Origin of the sequence: Psychrobacillus sp. FSL K6-1415 (assembly GCF_038003185.1) — a bacterium.
Taxonomy (GTDB): domain Bacteria; phylum Bacillota; class Bacilli; order Bacillales_A; family Planococcaceae; genus Psychrobacillus; species Psychrobacillus psychrodurans.
Genome location: NZ_JBBOOQ010000001.1, coordinates 2,759,026 through 2,783,433, shown reverse-complemented (window position 1 = coordinate 2,783,433; position 24,408 = coordinate 2,759,026). Strand labels below are relative to the sequence as shown.

The window sequence follows — 24,408 nt, the reverse complement described above, 5'->3', positions numbered from 1 at the left end:
CACAAGGAGGTGAGGAACATGCCAAACAATAATAACTCAAATCAACTTCTAGTACCTGGTGTACAACAAGCATTAGATCAAATGAAATATGAGATCGCTCAAGAGTTTGGAGTACAACTTGGTGGTGAAGCATCATCGCGTGCCAACGGATCCGTAGGCGGAGAAATTACGAAGCGATTGGTTGCCCAAGCCCAACAACAAATGAATGGATTTCAAAAATAATTGAACAAAAAAACCGGTAGCTTATGCTACCGGTTTTTCGTTTAGATGGTACTCAGATTGGAAAGTTATTTAGAGTAAACAGTAAATTTGCTAAATAGTCTCCAAGGATGCGAAAATCCGCATTTGCACATTTAAGTTACATTCTAAAAAGTGAATGTCTAATTTTCAGTTTTATGAAATATCTGAAAATTTTATCTTTTGTTTACCAAAAGGGCTGATCTTCCTCTATAATTAAAATAGTAAAAGGAGGAGATCTAATGAACAAACAAGATTTAATTGCCCCTGAACATTATAACCTAGTGACAGAATTTGAAAAGTACGCAGTAGATGAAGAAAAATTAGCGTTAATATGGGAATCTGAAGATGGACAGCAGAAAAAAAGTACATACAAGAATTTAATACAGAAAGCCAATAAAATTGCCAATTTGTTTACCGATAAAGGTCTTCAAAAAGGAGACGTGGTATTAATAATGGTACCCCGTTTAATCGAAGCATATGAAATATATATAGCTGCATTAAAAGCTGGTCTTGTTGTTATCCCAAGTTCTGAAATGCTTCGTGCAAAGGATATTGAATACCGTTTGACACATAGTGAAGCAAAGGCAATTATTGCCTATGAGCCATTCCTTGATCAATTTAAGGAAGTTCGTAATTTAGATAAGCGACTATTATTTGCAATCGGTAATAAGAAAGACAATTGGATTTCGTTGACGGAAGAAATACAATCTGAATCAGATGAATTTCAAACTATTGATACGTTAAAGGATGACATGGCATTCCTTTCTTATACAAGTGGTACGACTGGAAATCCAAAAGGTGTTGTGCATACACATGGATGGGCTTTTGCGCATTTACGTACTTCAGGACCAAACTGGTTGGCGATTCAAGAAGGTGATGTGGTATGGGCAACAGCAAGCCCTGGTTGGCAAAAGTGGATTTGGAGTCCCTTCTTAGCGACACTAGGTAGTGGTGCAGTCGGCTATGTATATAACGGCAAGTTTGAACCCAATACCTACTTGAGGATTATTGAAAAGAAGGAAGTGAATGTTCTTTGTTGTACACCTACTGAGTACCGAATCATGGCGAAAGTTGATACGTTAAACAATTATAATCTGTCTTCTCTCCATAGTGCTGTTTCTGCTGGGGAACCATTAAATAGAGAGGTAATAGAAACTTTCGAAAAAGTATTTGGTTTAGAAGTGCGAGATGGCTATGGGCAAACTGAAAATACGTTACTTGTTGGAACGATGAAAGGTATGGAGGCAAGACCTGGATCAATGGGTAAACCAACACCAGGAAATACAGTTGACATTATCGATGACCTAGGCCAAATTTGTCCACCTGGAGAAGTTGGAGATATAGCTGTTCATCTAGAAACACCAGCATTATTTAAGGAATACCTAAAAGATCCTGAAAGAACCTCTATGCAATTCAGAGGGGACTACTATATTACAGGCGACCGGGCGAAAAAAGATAAGGATGGTTTCTTCTGGTTTGAAGGTCGTGGAGACGATATTATTATCAGCTCAGGCTACACGATTGGTCCATTTGAAGTAGAAGATGCATTGACGAAACATCCAGCAGTACAAGAGTGCGCTGTAGTCGGTAAACCACATCCTGAAAGAGGAAGCATTGTTAAAGCATTTGTTGTATTACGTGATACATCTAAAGTGGGTTCTGAAGATTTAATACAAGAACTACAAAATCATGTGAAACAAATAACTGCTCCATATAAATATCCAAGGGAAATTGAGTTTATCGAAGAATTACCGAAAACAACTTCTGGTAAAATTAGGAGATTGGAATTACGACAGAAAGAACAGAGTAAACAGTAAGTAATAAGAAAACACGGAGAGAAATTATCTCTCCGTGTTTTCTTATTTACTTTAGTAATTTAAAGCAATATAATGGTTTAATATTTCGAGTTACAAAGTAAAGAGGTGTCATAAATGGGTACAGAAGAAAAACAAGGAATTGTATTTGTAGTATTGGCATATGTTTTATGGGGGTTCATGCCAATCTACTGGAAGCTATTAGAGCATGTTTCAAGTGATGAAATACTTTCAGGTAGGGTGATTTGGTCATTTATATTTACACTAATGTTAGTAATTGTAGGTAGAAATTTTAAGCAGTTGAAAATAGATCTGAAAGACTTATGGGCAAACCAAAAATCTTTCTGGGGGCTATTTGTAGCTTCCTATCTAGTAACAGGAAATTGGTTTACATACATATATGCAGTGAATGCTGGTTTTATCGTACAGACAAGTTTAGGATATTATATAAATCCACTACTTTCCATTTTACTGGGGATAATATTTTTAAAAGAGAGATTATCAAGAGCTCAACAGTTTTCCGTACTGCTTGCTGCTATAGGTGTAATTATTTTAACTGTTTCTTATGGAGAAGTTCCATGGATAGCATTTACGCTTGCCATAACATTTGCCTTATACGGTCTAATAAAGAAAAGTATTAAAATTGATCCACTACGAGGATTAACGATTGAAACTTTTTTTGTTTTACCTGTTGCGTTAATCTATTTTGTCTATCTTGTGGTTTCAGATAAGGCAGTATTTTTTACATCAAATGCAAGTACTGTCATTCTACTCATATTCACTGGTGTTGCAACTGCTGTGCCATTAATATTATTTGCTAAGGGAACGAAAACAATGCCACTATATATGTCAGGATTTTTTCAATACATAGCACCGACAATAATGTTGCTAGTTGGGATATTATTATACGATGAAGCATTTAGCAAAATAGAATTTTTATCATTTTCTTGTATTTGGCTTGCACTAATATTGTTTACAATATCTAAGATAATGCAAGTAAGAAAAACAGATAGTTCCGTTGTATAACGGAACTATCTGTTTTTACACATCGGATTCAAATTATAAAAACGATCTTTTCACTTTTTCCCAATAACTATTATTCTTCAGTCTAACAGTTTTGATAACTTTATCACTCAAACAAATTGTTACACTTTCAACATGCTGAATACTAAGTGCCTCGTTGTCAGTGCTCATCGAAGGGTAATCATTCCAGTCCTTATGCAAGCGAAGCTCTAGTGTTCTTTCCCCACTTAATATAAAGGATGAGCCTAGAGTTCTATAATCGTTACTATTAACAGAAGCAATTTCTGCAACTTGAATACATGGAAGAAGCGGGTCAACTACCGCACCATTCAATGATTTATTATAACCTGAGCTACCTGTTGGAGTAGATATTACAATGCCATCGCCTCTAAAGGATTCAAAATGCTTGTGGTCAATAATTAAATCTAATACAAATGCTTTAATAATGTTTGAGCGAATCGTAAATTCATTTAGACATAAAAATTTCGGGTGATTATTTACCGAAACTTCTAGCAATGGATATTTCCGAACTTGAATATTCTTAGTAAGAACTGCTTCAGCCATAGCATCTATATCATCTGCTAAAAAATCACAGTACATACTGAGTGTATCCGTTGTGGAAATACCAGCATACAAACAATCCTGTCTAAATCCAGTTTTACGAACTGCTTGTAGGAAGGAGCCATCCGTACCAATGCTGACGATTATGGAAGCAAGCCCGGAGTCTTCAACAACCTTAAAACCATGACTATGTATTGCTTCGGCGATTCTTTCTTTTCTTTGTAAAGATTTTGTGTCATTCTTAGTATATAAATATATTGCGTTTTTGGAGGCCATAAACATTCTCCTTTACTATTGTATATATTTATTTTACCATTTCGTGAAACATTTAGATATTCTTTACGTATGTAAAGAGAAGTATTAAAGGAGGAATTGTACATATGAATATGAAACGCTGGTTTGCTATATTGGGAGCATCATTATTATTACTTATTTCGATATTCGTCAATACCGTTTCAACAGCATTTTCAACAGATTGGACATCGTATTTAGATGAATTTGCATCTGCTTCTAGCTCAGAAATCTTTGAAACCGTTGTAGAAGAAGGCAGTATGAACGAACGAATTGCACTACTTACAGTAGATGGGACAATACAAGATACAGGGAGTGCAAGTTCACTTTTTGCAGCAGAAGGATATAATCATCAATTTTTCTTACAACAATTAGAGCAAGCAAAAGTTGATGAAACGGTAAAAGCAATTGTATTACAAGTAAATTCACCAGGTGGTGGAGTTGTCGAATCTGCACAAATTTATAAAGAAATTATTGAAATTCAAGAAGAAACTGAAAAACCAATATATGTTTCAATGGGGAGTATGGCTGCCTCGGGAGGTTATTACATTTCGGCTCCTGCAGATAAAATATTTGTAAATAAAGAAACGATGACAGGGTCAATTGGTGTAATCATGCAAAGTGTTAACTATGGTAAGTTAGCAGAAAAATATGGTGTGGAATTTGTAACTATTAAATCAGGACCATACAAAGATATTATGAGTCCTACTAGAGAAATGACAGAAGAAGAAAGAACGATGCTTCAAGAAATGTTAAACGACTCGTATGAGGACTTCGTTGATATTATCGAAAAAGGTAGAAATATGACGGAAGCAGATGTTAAGAAAGTTGCTGATGGAAGAATTTTAAATGGCCGTCAAGCAATCGAATCTGGATTAGCTGATGATTATGGATTTTTAGAGGACGTTGTTCAAGCTATAAAAACGGACCATGGCTTAGAGAAAGCAGAAGTATTTGAATATGGATACTCACAAAATTTCGCTTCGTTGTTTGCAGTGAAAGCACAATCTTTCTTAGGTTTAGACATGGAATCTAAGCTCATTGCACAGTTAATCACAGAAAATAGCTCCCCAAAAATGATGTATTTATACGGGAATGAATAAGGAGGGTTTTAGATGAGTGAATTTGTACAAACAGAAGAGCAGCATGTGCAAGCGAACACCTCTGCAACCCAGCAAGTAATTGTTCATCGAACTGCACAATATGAACAGAAGGCTGCAGGCTTTTGGATTCGTTTTTGGGCATATACTGTAGATATTCTCGTTTTAGCTTCAATAGGAATGTTATTGATCAAACCTATTTTTCGTTTGTTTTCATTAGAGTTAAATAATTCTGAGTGGTATGCACCCTTTACGGTCATCACAGCAGTTATCTTCTACGCGTATTTTGTGTTGATGACGAAGCTCTGTAGTCAGACTGTTGGAAAAATGGTATTTGGCATTCGTGTTATATCTAAAGATGGTGGAAAACTAAAATGGGGTACTGTATTATTTAGGGAGTGGGTTGGTCGTTTAATTTCTATAATCCCGTTGAATATCCCTTATTTAGTTGTAGCTTTCACACCTAAAAAACAAGGTGTACATGATTTTATCGCTGATACATTAGTTGTACATGAATCTGTATATGATTTAAAAGAGAAAGTAGCATATGAAAATGCTGTTGCAAAAGAGTTGCATGAGCCGAACGTATTCTAGTAAGATGAAGGTATGAAAAAGGAGGCTACATATTATGGCAGAAGTAACATTCAAAAATAATCCTGTAACATTAGTTGGTAAAGAAGTGGTAGTTGGAGAAAAGGCACCTAACTTTTCAGTGCTAGCAAATGATTTATCACCCGTGACTTTACAAGATTCAACTGGTAAAATTCGTTTAATCAGTGTAGTACCTTCCCTTGATACTGGAGTTTGTTCTACACAAACTAACAAATTTAACTCAGAGGCTGCTAGTTTAGGTGACGATGTTGTAATTTTAACTGTTTCAATGGACTTACCTTTCGCTCAAAAACGTTGGTGTGGTGCTAATGCTGCTGAAGCAATCCAAACTTTATCTGACCACCGTGATGCATCATTTGGGGAATCATACGGAGTACTAATGCAAGAATTACGCTTATTAGCTCGTTCTGTATTTGTAGTAGATAAAAACGATGTTGTAACTTATGCTGAATATGTTGGAGAAGGAACAGATCATCCAAACTATGAAAAAGCATTAGAAGCAGTAAAAGCCTTAACGAATTAATTAACTAAAATAATGCAAGCCCACTCTGAAGTAAGGAGTGGGTTTTACTATGAGGGATAATACTATGCACACACATGTTGAACAAATTTTTACGTATATTGATCAAGAGAGCAGTTACATCGAGAACGAAGCTTCTGCAACGTATTTAGAAGGTGTCGTATATGCACTCGAACTTTGGTTATCTGATAAAAAAAGGCCATCTATAATAGACGCAGGCAAAGAAGAAATTCGAAAAGCTATACAATTAGCTATATTAAAAGGCATGAAGAAGTCGGCTCAGGTTAATCATCAGATGACACCAGATGCAATCGGATTATTAGTAAGTTATTTTGTAAAAGAGATGACGAAAGATAGAAAGGAATTGTCAATTCTAGACCCTGCATTAGGAACTGGCAATTTGTTATATACTATTATGAATGCATTGCCGACAGAAAACCATGCATTTGGTGTAGAAATTGATGAATTACTAATTCAATTAGCAGCGCAGACAGGTGAACTCCTTACGCATGACATACGATTATTTAGGCAAGATGCTTTAAAGCCTCTTTTAATTGACCCTGTGGATATTGTCGTAAGCGATCTACCTGTTGGATATTATCCGGATACGGAAACTTCACAGGACTACTTCCTCCACAGTACAGAAGAAATGTCGTATGCTCATCATTTATTTATGGAGCAGTCGATGAAGCATGTAAAACCGGGTGGCTATCTATTCTTTTTAGTGCCAGATACTATATTTGAATCTAAACAAGCACCGAAACTTCATGAATTCATCAAAGAGAATGGTTGGATTCAAGCTGTTATTCAATTCCCAAATTCCATTTTCAAAACAAAGGGACAAGAGAAAAGTCTTTTGATATTACAAAAGAAGAGCAGTGATTTGAAAGCTCCGAGAGAGGTACTATTAGCGAAGGTTCCGAATATGATGAACAAAGAAGCTATGGAATTATTTTTGAAAAAGATCGAAATTTGGCAAGAACAGAATACCAAGTGAGTTGCTAGCTCCTTCTTTGAACGGTACAATTAAAGTACTAGTTCAACGAAGGAGCGTTTTTTATGCCAATAATTCTAGCAATAAATGCAGGAAGCTCTTCATTAAAGTTCCAAGTTTTTGAAATGTTAGACGAACAGGTAATTGCTAAAGGACTAATAGAAAGAATTGGTCTAGGAAATCCTATTTTTACAATGTCGACAAATGATGAACGTATTAATATTATTGAACAGGTGGACAATCATGAACAAGCGGTAAAATTATTGATGAATATGCTGATAGAAAAGAATGTGATTCATTCGTTAAATGATATTCAAGGAATTGGGCACCGAGTAGTACATGGTGGTGAGGTTTATAGTGATTCTGTTTTAATAACTACAGAGGTTCTAGATACGCTTGAAGAATTATCAGAATTAGCACCACTTCATAATCCAGCGAATATTACTGGAATAAGAGTATTTAAAAAGGAGCTTCCAAATGTTCCAGCAGTAGCAGTTTTTGATACTGCTTTTCATCAAACGATGCCAGAAAGCTCTTATCTGTACTCAATTCCTTATGACTATTACGAAAAATACGGTATAAGAAAATATGGTTTCCACGGGACTTCACATAAGTACGTATCGCAAAGAGCTGCAGTCCTCTTAAATAGACCGTTGGAAACAACTCGATTTATATCCTGTCACCTTGGAAATGGGGCAAGTATTGCAGCTATTCAACATGGTAAATCAATCGATACATCCATGGGTTTTACGCCGCTTGCGGGTGTAACAATGGGAACAAGATCTGGTAATATTGATCCTGCTTTAATCCCTTATTTGATGGAGAAAACAGGCAAAGATGCAGAGGGTATACTAGATATTCTTAATAAAAAATCTGGAATGCTAGGTGTTTCAGGATTCTCTAGTGATTTACGAGATATTGTTGGAGAAGCTTCTAAAGGAAATGATCGTGCGCAGCTGGCACTTGACGTTTTTGCCGATCGAATTCATAAATACATGGGATCCTATGCTGCTCGTATGAATGGCGTAGATGCCATTATTTTTACAGCTGGTATCGGAGAGAATAGTGAAGTAATAAGGGAAAAAGTATTAAAAGGTCTCCAGTTTATGGGTGTTTATATGGATCCAGATTTAAATAAAATAAACGGGAAAGAAACTTTCATCAATTATCCCCACTCCCCCGTGAAAGTGATCGTCATTCCAACAAATGAAGAAATTATGATAGCTAGAGATACGGTGAGGATTGCAAAGCTGTAAGAGGTATCAGGTGACATAAAGAAGTTTTAGGGACCACTGACCAAACGAAAAACTATTGAGAATAATGCAATTCTTGTTTACATTAGATGTAAAAAACAAATATGTAAAATGTACTATTAAGTAGGACGTAGAGAATACTCTATGTCCTTTTTTTTAATAAGAAATGCAGGAGCTATGGAAGATTTTATAGAATACCAGAAGAGAGGATGGGAGTAGAAGAAGTATAACACCCACACCCTACAGATACTTAAATAGCATTAAGTATGTTCTATTTGGTAATGGAAATATAAATATCAGAAAGAATAATACTACTAAAATAGATTAACAAAAGGAGGGAACAACTTAAACTTTCTGTCGTTCCACTTGGAAAAGGAAGAACTGAGATCTTTGAATTTTTATAGGGGGGATAATATGCGACCATTTGTCATTTCGATAGCTGCCGTGTCTGGAGGTGGGAAAACAACTATAGTAAGACAGCTAAGCGAAAAATTACATAAATCTAAATCACTCTTCTTTGATAACTATGATTTTGAAGGAACGGACGACATTATAAATTGGGTAGATAGCGGTGCTATTTATGACGAGTGGAATTTATCTCCTCTCTTAAAGGACTTAGAAATACTACTTTCTGAACAACTGAACTTTATAATATTAGATTATCCATTTGCATATAAGCATTCCATGATACGTGGATTCATAGATTTTACTGTATTTATTGATACCCCTTTAGATGTTGCTCTTGCGCGTAGGTTAACTCGCGATTTTCAAAATGATACCAATCGAATTATTCTGCAGGATATGGATAACTATATTTCGCGAGGAAGAAGGGGCTATCTTGATATGTTAAAGACGATTAAACCCGATTCTGACATAATTGTGGATGGGAATTTGCCAGTATTTGAGATTGTAAATATTATATATGATAGGATTAAAAGGTGTAAGTAAGAGAAGATTAAATCAACAGTTATAATAATACTTGAATAGAATATGAGCAGCGAGGCAATTCTATCTTAAACAAAAAAATGGTTAGTAGTGAATAGTTTCACGACCAACCATTTTTATTGATTTATATACTATGCTTCTAGTGGTTCATCAGTACGAACTACTAGTACATCGCAAGTAGCGGAACGTACAATATATTCGGATACACTACCAATTAAAAATCTTTCCATTGCATTTAGACCAGTTGCACCACAGATAATTAAATCTGCTTCTACTTTTTTAGCAATATCCTTAGAGATCATTGTTTTTGGCGAGCCGTAATCAACTACGACATTCACATTTTGTACTCCAGCGGCAAGCGCTTCTTTTTTATAACCACCTAGTAAATCCTCTGCAAACGTTTGAGCTCTTTCAGCGATAGAACGGTCATAAGCCTCAATTGCTGCAAATGAACGAGTATCAATAATATTGATAAGATTTAATGTTGCATTGTTACGTGCAGCAATAGAAACAGATTTTTTAAATGCATATTCTGCTTCTTTGGATCCATCGACAGCGACTAAAATTTGATTATATTTTAATGTCATTTTAAAAACCTCCTTGTTGGTTATATATATATTATTCGAGATTGTTAGACATATTCCTCCTTATTATTCATTTTTATTAAGTCGTATTTGTGAATACTTGTAACAGAAAATTAAATTGTTGCGGTATTTTAAATATATAAATGATAGAATGGATTTGTATGAAATGATGCAAGAAAAGTATGTGTCATTTTCACAACAACATGGTTTACATAGGAGGATGCGAAATATGCGTATTGGGATTCCAAAGGAAACAAAAAACAATGAAAATCGCGTTGCAATGACACCGGCTGGTGTAGTAAGTTTAACGCATTTTAAACATGAAGTTTTTATTGAAACTGGTGCTGGTCTAGGGTCAAGCTTTACCGATGAAGACTATATAGCTGCAGGAGCAAAAATTGTATCTACGGCTAAAGAAGCATGGAATCAAGAAATGGTTATGAAAGTAAAAGAACCTACTCGTGCTGAATTTGACTTAATACGTGAAGAGTCGATTCTTTTCACATATTTACATTTAGCACCTGAAGCAGATTTAACAAAAGTATTATTAGATAAAAAAGTTACTGCAATTGCATATGAAACAGTTCAACTGCCTAATAATACATTGCCTTTATTGTCTCCGATGAGTGAGGTTGCAGGTCGTATGGCAACCCAAATTGGTGCACAGTATTTAGAGCAAATTAACGGAGGAAAAGGTATATTACTTGGAGGAGTTCCTGGAGTCCCACGTGCAAAAGTAGCAATAATAGGGGGAGGAATTGCTGGTGCAAATGCCGCTCGCGTTGCAATTGGAATGGGAGCACAGGTTACGATCATCGACCTAAACCCGGATCGTCTTCGCCAATTAGAGGATATCTTTGGATCAACCATTCAAACATTAATTTCTAGCCCGTATAATATTGCAGAAGCAGTTAAAGAAGCGGATTTAGTTATTGGTTGTGTATTAATACCTGGTGCAAAAGCTCCGAAACTGGTAACGGAAGAAATGATTAAAACGATGTCTCCAGGCTCTGTTGTTATTGATATTGCAATCGACCAAGGTGGGATCTTTGAAACTTCTGATCGCATTACAACACATGATAACCCAACATATGAAAAGCATGGGGTTGTACATTACGCTGTTGCTAATATGCCAGGTGCAGTACCAAGAACTTCTACTATGGCGCTTATAAATGCGACAATACCGTATGCATTACAAATTGCCAATAAAGGCTATAAACAAGCTTGTTTAGATAACCTTTCTTTACAAAAAGGGCTTAATACATTAGATGGTCATGTTACTTTTAAAGCAGTTGCAGAGGCGCAAGACCTACCATATGTAGACGTAGCAACACTTTTAAACTAATATTTTAAAATTAGTCACTCAAGGCAATAATGCTTTGAGTGATTTCTAGTTAATGAGGTGATCTATTATGGTGTATATGTACATAGGAATAGCAGGTGCTTTAGGCGCAATTACAAGGTATTTGGTTAATATTTTTATGGTATATGACTCAGGATTTCCATTCTCTACTTTACTAGTTAACTTGATTGGATGTTATGCATTGGCATATATAACGTCCAGAGCACTACCGATTTCTAGTAAACTAAAGATTGCTATTGGGACAGGTTTCCTTGGATCTTTTACTACCTTTTCTACATTTAGTGTGGAAACGATAACGATGATAGAGGATGGACAAGTTTATCTAGCGGTACTTTATATAATACTTAGTATTCTAGGTGGAATTTTAATGAGTAATTTTGGATGGAAAAACGAGGTGAGTAAATGAGTTTCATCTTAGTAGGTATTGCAGGATTTATAGGAGCAAATATTCGATTTATCATTTCTGAAAAGCTGAATAAAAGCACAAGTGGTGCTTTTCCATATGGAACCCTTTCAGTTAATCTTGTTGGCGGTCTTTTACTTGGTTTATTGGTAGGTGCACAAGCAGGAGAAATTTATCTGCTACTAATTGGTATAGGATTACTAGGCTCCCTGACCACTTTCTCTACATTAAACAAAGAACTATATTCCTTGCAAAAGCATCCTAAATTATGGCTGATATATTTCCTATCTACTTATGCGGGAGGATTTGCTGTTGCTTATGTTGGATACTTGGTATTCTAGAGTTAGAAACAATTTTGAAAAAGGTATCTTGAGTGCGTATTATTTGATTTATGTGAGAAGGAGCTAAGAAATTTTGAAAGACTATCAAAAACCTAATAAAGCGAATTGGGATGCTGGCCACAGATTATGGCCACTACCTAACTTGCCATGGGTAATGAAGCAAACGTGGAATGATTTACTTTTTGCTCATTTTCCGGTTAAATATGAAGTTTTACGTAAACTTGTACCTGAAGTACTACCTTTAGATACATATGATGGTATGTGTTGGGTTGGAGTAGTACCATTTCATATGACTGATATTCGATTGCGTGGTTTACCTCCTGTACCAGGAACTGATAAATTTCCCGAGCTGAATGTTCGGACATACGTAATGATTGATGGAAAACCAGGAGTTTACTTTTTTAGTCTAGATGCAACGAATCTTCTTGCAGTAAAAGTTGCTAGAACGTTCTATCACTTACCATATGTGCATGCACATATAAAAGTACAAAAGCATGCGGATCTGATTAAATATGAGAGTAAAAGAGTGAAGGGGGATGCACGATTCGTAGCAGATTATCGTCCAGTTTCAAAGCCTTATTTTGCGGAGAAAGGCTCTTTTGAAGAGTGGTTAGTGGAACGTTATTGTCTGTTTACACTAAATTCAAAAGGTGTTCCATTACGATGTGACATATTACATCATCCTTGGCTGTTACAACAGGCAGAATCCGAAATAAAAGAAAATACAATGCTTAGTAGTCAAGGAATTGTGGTAGAGAATGACAGTGCAATTTTTCATTATTCCAAAATAATCGAGGTAAGAATGTGGCCGCTTGTTAAAGCGTTTGAAGACTAAAAACACCCCGAAAGTTAGATTAATAACTCTAACATTTGGGGTGCAGTTCCAGACCATCCACAGTGCTTTATAAAATCTATTATAAAACTTGTAATTCTTTTGGGAACTTCGTTAACACTTCTACACCATTATCTGTCACCACTACATCATCCTCAATACGAACGCCTGTAATTTCAGGGTGATAGATACCTGGTTCAATTGTAAATACCATTCCTGTTTCAAGTTTCATATCGTTAACACCAGTAATTGATGGGAATTCGTGAACTGATATTCCTAGTCCATGGCCTAAACGATGTGTAAAATAATCTCCGTAACCAGCGGCTGTAATAATATCTCTTGCAATTTTATCAAGAGCCATAGCAGTAATACCTGGTTTCACTGCATCAACCGCTGCTTCTTCAGCTTTACGAACAGTTTCATAAATTTCACGTTTGTCTGGAGAAGGTTCTCCGAATGCAACTGTACGAGTGATGTCTGAGCAATAGCCGTTATAAACTACCCCTAAGTCAAATAGGACAAAGTCTCCTTTTTGAATTTTACGATCTCCAGGAGTTCCGTGAGGAGAAGCTGTTTTAGGTCCGCTAAGTACCATTGTGTCAAATGACATTTGTGCAGCTCCTTTTTCTTTTACAGCCAGTTCAATAGCATTTAAAATCTCAAGCTCCGTTTTACCTTCTGCAATTTCCTTGCAACCTACTTCAATTGCATAGTCTGCAAGCTCAGCTGCCTTGCGCATATTCACTAGTTCTGCTTCCGATTTAATAACACGAAGGTCATTGATTTTTTCATCGATTCTAGATACTTGAAGGTCAGTTATTCTTTCATCGAGAGCTTCTAATCTTTCCACTGTCATATGTGATTTCTCAACGGCAAGCCTTTGGATATTACCAGCTATACTTTGGATTTTTTGTGCGAGGATGTCCCATGCATTATCGGTATCCTCATGTCCGATTATTTCTCCATCCCATCCTGCTGCTTTAGCATCTGGAATTTCCATTTTAGGACAAATTATAAATGGTGCTGAGTCTTTGAAAATTGCTACACCTAGCAGACGCTCATGTGGATTGCTTCTGAATCCAGTAAAGTAAAAAACGTTATCTGGAGTAGTGATAAATGCAGCATCGATTTGATGTTCTTGTAGATATGATTGTATTTTTTCTGTTTGTTTCATAAGGGCACCTCTTTTTAAATTTAATACTTTAAGCATAACAGAATAGAGGATTTCTGACATCTACGTTGAATGAATTATAATGAGTAATACTTTTAAAATAACTATCAAAAAGGAGAGAATACATCATGCAAATCAGCTATCACGGTCATTCAGTTGTGAAAATACAAACAAACGCGCACACGATCTTAATTGATCCTTTTATTACAGGAAATGGACAAACTGATTTAGTTGCATCCGAAGAGAAAGTAGATATTATTTTATTGACGCATGGTCATAATGATCACTTAGGGGATACAGTAGACCTTGCAAAAAGAAATGGCGCCACGGTGATCGCAACTTTCGAACTTGCCAATTATATCGAATCATTTGGCATTAATGTGCATGCAATGGGTATAGGGGGAGCATATGATTTTGAGTTTGGAAGAGTGAAGTTCACACAAGCATTCCATAGCAATTCCTATACAACAGAGAGTGGAGAAATTATTTACGGTGGAATGCCAGCGGGAGTATTGCTAACATTACAAGACAAAACAATCTATCACGCGGGGGATACAGGCTTATTTGGAGATATGAAACTAATAGGGGACCGAAATGATATTGATATTGCATTTCTCCCAATCGGAGATAATTTCACAATGGGACCGGAGGATGCAGCTTATGCTGTACAGCTATTAAAACCGCAAATTGTAGTGCCTGTACATTACAATACATTTCCTCCGATAAAACAGGATCCTCAAATATTTAAGAATCTTGTTGACACTGCAGAAGTTCAAGTGTTGAGAGCCGGAGACTCTGTTCAGTGGAATCGTGACTAGGAAATGATGCTTATGTGGTACAATAAACGTATAATAATCGTTTGGATGTGACTACATGACAACAAAACATGAACAGATTTTAGCTTACATTGAAAAACTTCCAGTTGGCGATAAAATATCTGTTAGACAAATTGCCAAGGATTTGACTGTCAGTGAGGGGACAGCCTATCGTGCGATTAAAGAAGCAGAAACAAGAAGATTAGTTAGTACAATTGAACGGGTAGGAACTATTCGCATCGAGTTAAAGAAAAAAGAGCATTTCGAGCGTTTAACCTATGCAGAAGTAGTAAATATAGTGGATGGACAAGTTTTAGGTGGTAAAACTGGATTGCATAAAACTTTAAATAAATTTGTAATTGGTGCAATGCAACTAGAAGACATGATGCGATATGTAGAACCGAGCAATCTTTTAATAGCAGGAAATCGATTGAAAGTTCATGAAACTGCTTTACAAGCCGGTGCAGCAGTATTAGTTACTGGGGGGTTTGATGTTACAGAGAGTACAAAAAGGCTAGCGGATGAACTAGAACTTCCTGTTATATCCACTAGTTATGATACATTCACTGTAGCAACGATGATTAATCGTGCGATTGACGACCAACTCATAAAAAAAGATGTATTGTTAATCGAAGATATATATGTTCCGCTCCAAGAGACGTCGTATCTGTATGCTACAGATCAGGTCAAACAGTATCGTGTACTAAATGACATCACGACGCATGGTGTTTTCCCAGTAGTAGATGCATCGAAGAAATTAGTAGGAATTATAACTGCAAGAGATGTTATCGGCAAATCCAACAATGAACCGATTGAAAAAGTTATGACGAAAAATCCTATTTCTGTCACGATGAAAACAAGTGTATCTTCTGCTAGTCATCGAATGATTTGGGAAGGTGTAGACCTGTTGCCAGTGGTGCGGGATACGAATTATTTAGAGGGTGTCATTAGTAGACAGGATGTATTAAAAGCTTTGCAAGCAGCTGCTAGACAACCTCAAAACGGTGAAACGATTGATGATATTGTAAAGCAGCAAATAAAGATCATTTCAACTGAAGACTATATTTTTGAATTTGTAGTTACACCACAAATGACAGATCATTATGGCGCTATGTCCAACGGAGCTTTTACGATATTAGTAACGGAAACAGGGGCACAAACCTTGAAAATTCGTAAGCGTGGAGAAAGTGTAGTAGAGAATATGACCATCTACTATACGAAACCGATTCAGCTAGAAAGTATTCTACGCATTCAAGCTAGAGTATTAGAACTAAGCAGAAAAGTAGCTAAGATGGATATTGAAATCTTTAATGACAAACTTTTAGTTGGAAAAGCTATGGTAACGTATCAGCTATTGGAGAGATAAAAATAGCGGAGGATTGACGAACTTGCTCGGGAAGCGTCCGATTGTTTCTGCATCGCTACACTAGCTTCGAAACATGAAAGTACGTTGCAACGGAATTTCACAGTGTTATTTATGTAATCTAAAGAAAAAAATGATGCAGCTAGTTTAGCTGCATCATTGATTTATAGATAATTCTTCTTCTACAAATTGACCGTAATGCTTGGCTACTTTTACATTGTGATACGTAAAATAACCTCCCAATAAGATAAACAGACCTGCAACAACATACGTTATCGAAGATTGATAAATGATTAAAAAGTTTATACCGAAAAATAACAAAAAAGAACCAAGACATACAGAAGCTTTTGCACCGAACCATTTTTTGCGAATTGGTAATGGTGTGCGGAATTGTTTCGTTTTAAAATAAAAATACCAAACAAATGTAATCACTATTGCAGCTACTAATATAATATTAATCATAATGAACCTCCAGTAAAAAGTTAACCTTCTATCTATTGTAAAGGGAAATTTTAAAAAATGCGAATAGTAAAACCAGACAAGTGAGGTAATTCCAGATGAAAAGACAAATCATAGACACAATCGAAAAGTATGACAAGATTATTTTGCATCGCCACGTTAGACCTGATCCAGATGCATATGGTTCGCAAATAGGGCTAAAAGAGCTCATTGTACTAAATTACCCATCAAAAAAGGTTTTAGCTACTGGGACTCATGATGATACATTAAATTTCCTTGCACATCCAGATAAGGTTTCCGATGAAGACTTTAAAGATGCTTTAATCATTGTTACAGATACAGCTAATACGGAAAGAATTGATGATGAACGTTATAAGTTAGGAAGTTTCCTTGTAAAAATAGATCATCATCCAAATGATGATGCATACGGCGATTTACTATGGGTAAATACAGAAGCAAGTTCGGTAAGTGAAATGATCTGTGAATTATTCGAAGAAGCAAAAAAATATAAACAATGGAAAATGGATGCATCCATCGCTCGGTTATTATTTGCAGGAATTGTAGGAGATACCGGTAGATTTATGTTCCAAAGTACAACTAAGCAGACAATGGATTTTGCAGGTGAGTTGCTTACATATGGTTTTGATAGTACAACTTTATTTAATGGAATGTATGAAGTCGAACGAAATCTTCTTCAACTAAAAGGGTATATATATGCAAACTTTGAAATGGATGAAACTGGTGTAGGGCATGTTAAACTAACGAAAGAAATTCTCCAAGAATATCAAGTTGATCAATCAGAAGCTTCTCTGCTAGTAAGTGCCTTAGCTGATGTAAAAGGTATGAAGTGTTGGGTGTTTTTTATAGAAGATTCCTCAGAAATTCGAGTCCGTCTACGTTCCAAAGGTCCAGTTATCAATGGAATAGCTAAAAAATATGGTGGTGGGGGACATCCACTTGCTTCGGGAGCTGCTGTAAAGTCATGGGAAGAAGCCGCTTTGGTGATAAAAGATTTAAAAATGCTGTAAATTGAGGTGTTTACATGAAAACAGTATATCCACAAATTGTGACATCGGCGGATATGCTGAAAAGCACAATACAATTGGAACAACTTACTCAAAAGTTAAAACAAAATAATGCACAGGCAGCTGCCATTACAAATAGTAGATTGTATGGATTACTGCCTTTTTGGCATGCATTACATGCACAACAGATTAAACCTGTACTCGGACTCACTGTCAATGTCCAACTAGAGTCAGATATTGTAGGATTAGTGCTATATGCAAAAGATCATAATGGATATGAAAATTTGTTGAAAATATCTAGTAGTATAGAAACAAGAGAAATTACAGTTCTACCTAAAAGATGGTTAGAAGCATATAACAAAGGATTGATCGCCGTATATAAAGGAGAGTCTTCCACTTCACTTATGCAGCTGACCGAATTACAAAAGATATTTGGAGAACTTAATTTCTACTTAGCAATTGAGCGACCGAATGGTGAAAAGTTAGAACATGAAGAATTAATCATCGATTTCAGTGAACAACTATCTATACCAGTTACTGTCTTCCATATGAGTCGATACATAGAAAAAGAAGATGCTTTTGCGTATGAAGTATTAAATGCGATGGATCAATCGCTAAAAATGAATGATCATGCCCGCTTAAAACCCTCTATCAACTCTCTTCACTTACTTTCTAGTGAAGAATGGGGTGAATGGTTTTCAGATGTTCCATCCTGGATAGAAAACACAGAGTTTATGCTAAATAGCTGTAACTTATCTATCGAAAAATCAGCTTCTATTATGCCAAAGTATCCATTACCCGCAACTAAGAGTTCTAGGGATTTCTTAAGAGAACTTTGTGAAGATGGACTGAGTAAACGGATAAAGGAAGTTACTCAGCCTTATATAGAGCGTCTAAATTATGAATTGTCCATTATTAGCCAAATGAACTACGAGGACTATTTTTTAATCGTTCAGGATTTTATGAAATTTGCTAAACAGCAAGATATCCTAACTGGTCCGGGTCGTGGATCTTCCGCAAGTTCGCTTGTAGCATTTTCTTTGAATATCACTGACGTTGATCCTCTTCGATTTGGTTTACTATTTGAGCGATTTTTAAATCCAGAACGAATTACAATGCCGGATATTGATATCGATTTTGCTGATTCGAGAAGAATGGAAGTTATTCAATATGTCGTAGATAAGTATGGAAAAAACTATGCTTCCCAAATAATTACTTTTGGTACATTGTCCGCAAAAGCAGCAGCAAGAGAAGTTGCTAGAGTTTTTGGGTTTGAATCGACTACTTTGGAAGCTATTTCATCTTTTATACCTCCAAAGCCAGGTATTACGTTAAAAGAAGCATATTCAATGTCCGAAAAATTACGAGAGTTTATCCAAACCGAAGAAATTCGAAAAAAATGGTTTCAGGTAGCACTTGCTTTAGAGGGTTTACCTAGGAATGCTTCCACACACGCAGCAGGTGTAGTATTATCACCAGTTTCTTTAGTAGATGTTATACCTATTCAAAGTGGACATGACGATATCTATCTAACACAATGGCCGATGAAGGAAGTAGAACAAGTAGGATTACTTAAAATGGACTTTTTAGGGTTGCGAAATTTGACGATTATTGAAAGAATTTTGAAGATCATTAATTATAAACAATCCAACCCATTTAAGTTAACAGAAATTCCGCTTCACGATGAACAGACCTTTCAGTTATTACAGCAAGGGGATACCACAGGGGTATTTCAGTTGGAATCGGCAGGAATGCGACAAGCTCTCAAACAAATCAATCCAACAAAATTTGAAGATGTAGTTGCAGTAAATGCCTTATTCCGCCCAGGTCCAATGGAAAGCATACCTCTTTATGCTCAGCGAAAAGCTGGCCATGCGCCGGTAACCTATGAACATCCAATACTAGAGCCAATATTGAAAGAAACATACGGTATAATTGTATACCAGGAGCAGATTATGCAAATTGCCTCAAAAATGGCAGGTTTTACATTCGGGGAAGCAGATTTATTACGTAGAGCTGTGAGCAAAAAAAATCGAGAAGTTTTACAAAGTGAACGTGTACATTTTGTTCAAAAAGCTATTCAAAAGGGACACTCTGAACAGTCTGCTTCAGCTGTTTATGATTTAATCGTCCGATTTGCTGACTATGGTTTTCCAAAAAGCCATGCTGTTGCATATAGTGTTATTTCTTTTCAAATGGCATATTTAAAAGCGCATTTCCCAGTTGCTTTTTATAGTGCATTATTGAGCATAGCTACAGGAAACCAAGCGAAGATAAATGAGCTAATGATGGAAATGAAGCAAAAAGATATGGCTATTCTCGCTCCATCTATTTTTCGTAGTCAACGATTCTTCACAGTTGAAAACGGAAGAGTGCGGTTTGGTTTACAAGCTATAAAAGGAGTCTCCCATAATTTTATACAAAAATTAATACAGAAACGTATGGAACGAGAAACCAAGTGGGAAGATGTATTTGATCTGGCATCTGATTTGTCAGCTGTTCATTTTACAAGAAAAAATGTAGAGCCATTGATAAAGGCAGGTGCTCTAGATGAATTTGGTTTCGAAAGGTCGACTCTGTTAGCTACTCTAGATGCAGCTATTAAATATGCTGAATTAATAAGCCCTACAGAGGAGTCAGACTTGTTTGGTGGAGATGCTTCTCACTTTGGGAAGTCAAAGTATATACTATCAGATCCACTTCCGATTATGGTAAAGCTTCAATTTGAAAAAGAAGTCTTGGGACAATATTTTTCAGAGCATCCTACAGTATCCAAAAAGAAAACGTTAGAGGATAAATTCATTAATATCTGGGATATTTTGCAGTCAACAAGAGATATGCCTGTGAAGATAGTAGGGCTAATACAGGATATAAAACGAATTCGTACAAAAAAAGGTGAAGCAATGGCTTTTCTAACTGTACAGGATGATACTGGTAGCTTGTCCGTAACACTTTTTCCGGAGGAATACGCAAAGTACAATTTGTTATTAAAAGAACAGGGAATGCTTGTTATTACAGGAAAGTCAGAGCGAAGAAACGGTCGCTCTCAAATCATTACAAAATATATGGAAAAATAAACTGCATATTTAAGATGCAGTTTTTTCTTTACGTTTGAACAAATCTTTTGTAGACTAATAATTATTAGTGGTCAGACCACTTTGTAATTTATGGAAGAGTGAGGCGTAATGGAGCAAACGAATAATCCTAAAAAAATGTTTCTAGAAATTGTAAAGCAGTTGAGACAAATCATTACCGATGAAAATGTTACTGTTGGTGGAAAATTGCCATCTGAAAGGGAGCTAGCAGAGCGACTTCAAGTAGGTAGATCAACTGTTAGGGAAGCACTAAGGAGTTTAGAGTTACTCGGTTTAATAGAAACACGTCGAGGAGAAGGTACTTTTCTATCGGATTATCGAAAGCATCGGCTAGTCGAGCTGCTGTCTACATTTATCCTTCAAGAGTCTAAGTCGAAGGAAGATGTACATATAACGAGAGCAGCATTGGAGAGAGATGCAATTTATACGATTTGTATGTCAAAGAGACTTTATACACTACATATTTGGGATGCATTTAAAGAAAAACTAATTGTAGAAGATATGTTACGAGAAGATATAATTCGTGAAATTATTATCATTTCCAATAATCGATTGGGTTTAAAAATATGGTTTTTGTTAAAGCAGTTTGCAGGAGAGCCTTACAAAGAAAATATGAAACTGGAAGAGAAGTCCCTTTGGATTCAGCTTCTTATTGCTATGCAAAATGGAGAAGAACAACAAGCGTTATCTCTATATAATGAATGGCTTTTGTTAATTAATAGAGGAGATGTATAAATGAGCATTCGAGATATATTTAGAAAAAATCAAAAGAAAAAATATGCCACAATACCGACGGAAAAAGCAAAAAATGATGTACCAGAAGGTATTATGATGAAATGTCCTGAGTGTAGGAAAAATGTATTTACAAAAGACTTGATGAAGAATTTTAAAGTGTGTCCTACATGTGATCACCATATGAAAATGACTGCCTGGGAGCGTGTAGAAATATTCTTAGATGAGGATTCATTTGAGTCAATGGATGACCATTTAGAAACAGTTAATCCATTGAATTTCCCAAGTTATACGGAAAAAATAAAGGCTGACGCACAGAAGACAGGATTGAACGAAGCAGTTCTTACTGGACTTGGAAAGCTGGATGGTCAACAAGTAGCGGTTGCAATTATGGATTCACATTTTCGTATGGGGTCAATGGGTTCAGTTGTTGGTGAGAAAATTATGAGAGCTGTTGAGAAAGCTACAGAACTTGGCATTCCTTTTATTATTTTCACTGCAAGTGGAGGCGCAAGAATGCAAGAAGGCGTACTTTCTTTAATGCAAATGGCTAAAACGTCAGTTGCTTTGAGAAGACATAGTGATCATGGTCTATTGTATATTTCTATTCTTACTCATCCCACGACGGGTGGAGTTTCTGCTAGCTTTGCATCCGTAGGAGATATTAATATTGCCGAGCCAAAAGCTTTAATCGGCTTTGCTGGAAGACGAGTGATTGAACAGACAGTGCGGGAAAAACTACCAGAAGATTTTCAAACTGCTGAATTTTTACTGAATCATGGCCAGTTAGATGCCATTATACATCGTAAAGATATGCGAGAAAAAGTAGCTTCCATCGTTCATCTTCATACGACTAAGGAGGTCACAAAATGGTAAAAGTCCTACCTTTTGAAGAACCAATTGTTCAATTAAAAACTAAAATAGAAGAATTGAAAGAGTATACAGCAAGCGCTGATGTAGATATGTCAGTAGAAATCGTTAATCTAGAAGCAAGACTAGAGAAGTTAGAGCAAGAAATTTATGAAAATATGGAGCCATGGGACCGTGTTCAGGTGGCTCGTCACCCTAGTCGCCCCACAACAAGGGATTATATAGAGTTTTTATGTACAGAATTTATTGAACTCCATGGAGATAGATTTTATGGAGACGATGCGGCAATTATAGGCGGAATAGCTTTGTTTGAAGGAAAACCAATAACAATTATTGGCCATCAAAGAGGCATAGATACGAAAGAAAATATTAAACGTAATTTTGGTATGCCTCATCCAGAGGGTTATCGAAAAGCCTTGCGATTAATGAAACAAGCAGAAAAGTTTAATCGTCCAATTATTTGTATGATTGATACAAAAGGTGCTTATCCAGGAAAAGCTGCCGAGGAACGTGGCCAAAGTGAGGCCATTGCGAGAAACTTAGTTGAAATGGCTGGATTGAAAGTGCCAGTAATAAGTGTTGTTATTGGAGAAGGTGGAAGTGGCGGAGCATTAGCATTAGGTGTAGCTAACCATATTCATATGTTAGAAAACTCTACATACTCCGTTATATCACCAGAAGGAGCTGCATCTATTCTTTGGAAGGATGCATCCTTGGCAAAACAAGCTGCCGAAGCAATGAAAATTACTGCACCTGATTTAAAAAAAATGGGTATTATTGATACTGTCATCACAGAAGTTCACGGAGGAGCTCATAAAAATATAGAGGCACAGGCTAATTATATGAGGGAGACCCTCATTACTTCATTGAAACAATTGGTGAATTTAACACCAGATGAGCTAATTGAAAACCGATATTCTAAATTTAAAAATATAGGGGAATTCAATGAATAAAATGCGTCAATAATGGCGCATTTTTTTTTAGTTCATTTCATGATAAGCTTACATTATGAAATTCATTGTATGGAGGAGAAATAGATGAAGAGAATTGGTGTATTAACAAGTGGGGGAGATGCTCCAGGCATGAACGCAGCTATTCGTGCTGTTGTAAGAAAGGCCATTTTTGAGGGACTTGAGGTAGTTGGTATTTTCCATGGCTATCAAGGGTTAATTGATGGTAAAATGGAAGTTTTAGACTTAGGCTCTGTAGGGGACATTATTCAAAGAGGTGGAACAAAACTATTTTCTGCAAGATGCCCAGAGTTCCGAACTGAAGAAGGGCAACAAAAAGCAATAGCACAGTTAAAGGCGCATGGTATTGACGGATTGGTAATTATCGGTGGGGATGGTTCTTATCGAGGTTCTATGAAACTAACTGAAAATGGTTTCCCTTGTGTAGGAATACCAGGAACAATCGATAATGATATACCTGGTACAGATTACACACTTGGATTTGATACAGCCTTAAATACAGTTATTGAGAGTATTGATAAAATCCGAGATACTGCCACATCGCATGAACGTACTTTTATCGTAGAAGTAATGGGAAGAGATGCCGGAGATTTGGCTTTGTGGGCTGGTCTAGCAGGTGGGGCTGAAACGATCATTATTCCTGAAGTAGAGATAAATATGGACGAGATTGTCGAGCGTCTAAAAAGCGGTTCTGAGCGAGGGAAAAAGCATAGTATTATTATTGTTGCTGAAGGTGTGATGAGTGGAGCAGAATTTGCTAACAAGCTAAAGGACTTAGCGGATATTGAAACAAGGGTTTCGGTACTTGGACATATTCAACGTGGAGGTTCTCCGACGGGGCGTGATCGTGTGCTAGCAAGTTTGTTTGGAGCGAAAGCTGTGGAGGTTTTGCTTACTGGAAATGGTGGACGTGCTATTGGCATCCAGAATCATCAAGTGGTAGACTATGATATGAATAAAGCATTTGAAAATCATGAAGAATTTGATATGTCTATGTATCAATTATCTAAAGAATTATCCATTTAATGAGG

Annotated in this window: 25 protein-coding genes; 21 read left to right on the top strand and 4 right to left on the bottom strand. The window is 36.3% G+C overall.

The features are described from left to right. Nucleotides 1-18: 18 nt before the first annotated feature. From MKY60_RS13180 to rarD, 3 genes are all read left to right on the top strand, one after another. On the top strand, nt 19-222 hold the full coding sequence (locus MKY60_RS13180) for an alpha/beta-type small acid-soluble spore protein (RefSeq protein ID WP_090564282.1): 204 nt from the start codon (nt 19-21) through the stop codon (nt 220-222). A 257-nt stretch (nt 223-479) separates the two neighbouring features. Beyond that, nucleotides 480-2,057, top strand: coding sequence for an acyl-CoA synthetase MbcS (mbcS, locus tag MKY60_RS13175; protein ID WP_340930145.1), 1,578 nt, complete (start codon nt 480-482; stop codon nt 2,055-2,057). Nucleotides 2,058-2,171: 114 nt separating this feature from the next. Next, a complete protein-coding gene (gene rarD / locus MKY60_RS13170) occupies nt 2,172-3,080 on the top strand; it encodes an EamA family transporter RarD (protein WP_340930144.1) in 909 nt (302 codons plus the stop codon). A gap of 33 nt (nt 3,081-3,113) precedes the next feature. On the opposite strand, the gene MKY60_RS13165 is transcribed toward rarD, so the two are convergent. Further along, nucleotides 3,114-3,914: an NAD kinase gene (locus MKY60_RS13165; protein WP_340930143.1), complete on the bottom strand. Its 801-nt coding sequence runs from the start codon at nt 3,912-3,914 to the stop codon at nt 3,114-3,116. A gap of 104 nt (nt 3,915-4,018) precedes the next feature. Here MKY60_RS13165 and sppA point away from each other — a divergent pair, with 104 nt between their 5' ends. From sppA to MKY60_RS13135, 6 genes are all read left to right on the top strand, one after another. Continuing rightward, complete coding sequence (gene sppA / locus MKY60_RS13160; RefSeq protein ID WP_340930142.1) at nt 4,019-5,032, top strand: signal peptide peptidase SppA; 1,014 nt, start codon at nt 4,019-4,021, stop codon at nt 5,030-5,032. A 12-nt stretch (nt 5,033-5,044) separates the two neighbouring features. Next, nucleotides 5,045-5,623: an RDD family protein gene (locus MKY60_RS13155; RefSeq protein WP_340930141.1), complete on the top strand. Its 579-nt coding sequence runs from the start codon at nt 5,045-5,047 to the stop codon at nt 5,621-5,623. A gap of 34 nt (nt 5,624-5,657) precedes the next feature. Next, nucleotides 5,658-6,164 (top strand): thiol peroxidase, encoded by a 507-nt coding sequence (gene tpx / locus MKY60_RS13150; RefSeq protein WP_340930140.1) that lies wholly within the window; start codon nt 5,658-5,660, stop codon nt 6,162-6,164. A 49-nt stretch (nt 6,165-6,213) separates the two neighbouring features. Continuing rightward, nucleotides 6,214-7,158 (top strand): class I SAM-dependent methyltransferase, encoded by a 945-nt coding sequence (locus MKY60_RS13145; RefSeq protein ID WP_269921603.1) that lies wholly within the window; start codon nt 6,214-6,216, stop codon nt 7,156-7,158. 62 nt (nt 7,159-7,220) lie between these two features. Then, nucleotides 7,221-8,411, top strand: coding sequence for an acetate kinase (locus MKY60_RS13140; RefSeq protein ID WP_340930139.1), 1,191 nt, complete (start codon nt 7,221-7,223; stop codon nt 8,409-8,411). Between the two features lie 411 nt (nt 8,412-8,822). Further along, nucleotides 8,823-9,356 carry a hypothetical protein gene (locus MKY60_RS13135; protein ID WP_340930138.1) on the top strand — a complete coding sequence of 178 codons (534 nt, stop codon included), beginning with the start codon at nt 8,823-8,825 and terminating at the stop codon, nt 9,354-9,356. A 128-nt stretch (nt 9,357-9,484) separates the two neighbouring features. On the opposite strand, the gene MKY60_RS13130 is transcribed toward MKY60_RS13135, so the two are convergent. After that, on the bottom strand, nt 9,485-9,940 hold the full coding sequence (locus tag MKY60_RS13130) for a universal stress protein (RefSeq protein WP_090564266.1): 456 nt from the start codon (nt 9,938-9,940) through the stop codon (nt 9,485-9,487). A 226-nt stretch (nt 9,941-10,166) separates the two neighbouring features. Here MKY60_RS13130 and ald point away from each other — a divergent pair, with 226 nt between their 5' ends. The 4 genes from ald to MKY60_RS13110 all read left to right on the top strand — a co-directional run bounded on the left by ald (nt 10,167) and on the right by MKY60_RS13110 (nt 12,879). After that, entirely contained in the window at nt 10,167-11,282 is a 1,116-nt protein-coding gene (gene ald / locus MKY60_RS13125) for an alanine dehydrogenase (RefSeq protein WP_090564264.1), read from the top strand. Between the two features lie 67 nt (nt 11,283-11,349). Further along, nucleotides 11,350-11,706: a fluoride efflux transporter CrcB gene (gene crcB, locus MKY60_RS13120; protein WP_090564262.1), complete on the top strand. Its 357-nt coding sequence runs from the start codon at nt 11,350-11,352 to the stop codon at nt 11,704-11,706. Next, nucleotides 11,703-12,044, top strand: coding sequence for a fluoride efflux transporter FluC (locus MKY60_RS13115; RefSeq protein ID WP_090564260.1), 342 nt, complete (start codon nt 11,703-11,705; stop codon nt 12,042-12,044). Before crcB ends, MKY60_RS13115 begins: the two co-directional genes overlap by 4 nt. A 154-nt stretch (nt 12,045-12,198) precedes the next feature. After that, the gene (locus tag MKY60_RS13110; protein ID WP_340931097.1) at nt 12,199-12,879 is read left to right on the top strand and encodes a YqjF family protein; all 681 of its coding nucleotides are present in this window, start codon (nt 12,199-12,201) and stop codon (nt 12,877-12,879) included. Nucleotides 12,880-12,958: 79 nt separating this feature from the next. On the opposite strand, the gene MKY60_RS13105 is transcribed toward MKY60_RS13110, so the two are convergent. Next, nucleotides 12,959-14,050, bottom strand: coding sequence for a M24 family metallopeptidase (locus MKY60_RS13105; protein WP_340930136.1), 1,092 nt, complete (start codon nt 14,048-14,050; stop codon nt 12,959-12,961). A 125-nt stretch (nt 14,051-14,175) separates the two neighbouring features. On the opposite strand from MKY60_RS13105, the gene MKY60_RS13100 reads away from it, so the two are divergent. Then, a complete protein-coding gene (locus tag MKY60_RS13100; protein WP_340930135.1) occupies nt 14,176-14,865 on the top strand; it encodes a metal-dependent hydrolase in 690 nt (229 codons plus the stop codon). Nucleotides 14,866-14,920: 55 nt separating this feature from the next. Next, the gene (locus MKY60_RS13095) at nt 14,921-16,228 is read left to right on the top strand and encodes a DRTGG domain-containing protein (protein WP_241596902.1); all 1,308 of its coding nucleotides are present in this window, start codon (nt 14,921-14,923) and stop codon (nt 16,226-16,228) included. A gap of 153 nt (nt 16,229-16,381) precedes the next feature. Here the strand turns inward: MKY60_RS13095 and MKY60_RS13090 are convergent, their stop codons facing one another. Continuing rightward, the gene (locus MKY60_RS13090) at nt 16,382-16,687 is read right to left on the bottom strand and encodes a YtpI family protein (protein ID WP_090564252.1); all 306 of its coding nucleotides are present in this window, start codon (nt 16,685-16,687) and stop codon (nt 16,382-16,384) included. Nucleotides 16,688-16,782: 95 nt separating this feature from the next. Here MKY60_RS13090 and MKY60_RS13085 point away from each other — a divergent pair, with 95 nt between their 5' ends. From MKY60_RS13085 to pfkA, 6 genes are all read left to right on the top strand, one after another. Continuing rightward, a complete protein-coding gene (locus MKY60_RS13085; RefSeq protein ID WP_340930131.1) occupies nt 16,783-17,712 on the top strand; it encodes a DHH family phosphoesterase in 930 nt (309 codons plus the stop codon). A 14-nt stretch (nt 17,713-17,726) separates the two neighbouring features. Continuing rightward, the gene (gene dnaE, locus MKY60_RS13080) at nt 17,727-20,786 is read left to right on the top strand and encodes a DNA polymerase III subunit alpha (RefSeq protein ID WP_340930128.1); all 3,060 of its coding nucleotides are present in this window, start codon (nt 17,727-17,729) and stop codon (nt 20,784-20,786) included. Nucleotides 20,787-20,894: 108 nt separating this feature from the next. After that, on the top strand, nt 20,895-21,539 hold the full coding sequence (locus MKY60_RS13075) for a FadR/GntR family transcriptional regulator (protein WP_241596898.1): 645 nt from the start codon (nt 20,895-20,897) through the stop codon (nt 21,537-21,539). Further along, nucleotides 21,540-22,412 carry an acetyl-CoA carboxylase, carboxyltransferase subunit beta gene (accD, locus tag MKY60_RS13070; protein ID WP_241596885.1) on the top strand — a complete coding sequence of 291 codons (873 nt, stop codon included), beginning with the start codon at nt 21,540-21,542 and terminating at the stop codon, nt 22,410-22,412. Further along, nucleotides 22,406-23,359, top strand: coding sequence for an acetyl-CoA carboxylase carboxyltransferase subunit alpha (locus MKY60_RS13065; RefSeq protein WP_340930126.1), 954 nt, complete (start codon nt 22,406-22,408; stop codon nt 23,357-23,359). The genes accD and MKY60_RS13065 overlap by 7 nt, the downstream gene beginning before the upstream one ends. Nucleotides 23,360-23,443: 84 nt before the next feature. Continuing rightward, a complete protein-coding gene (gene pfkA, locus MKY60_RS13060; RefSeq protein ID WP_090564242.1) occupies nt 23,444-24,403 on the top strand; it encodes a 6-phosphofructokinase in 960 nt (319 codons plus the stop codon). Nucleotides 24,404-24,408 lie beyond the last annotated feature (5 nt).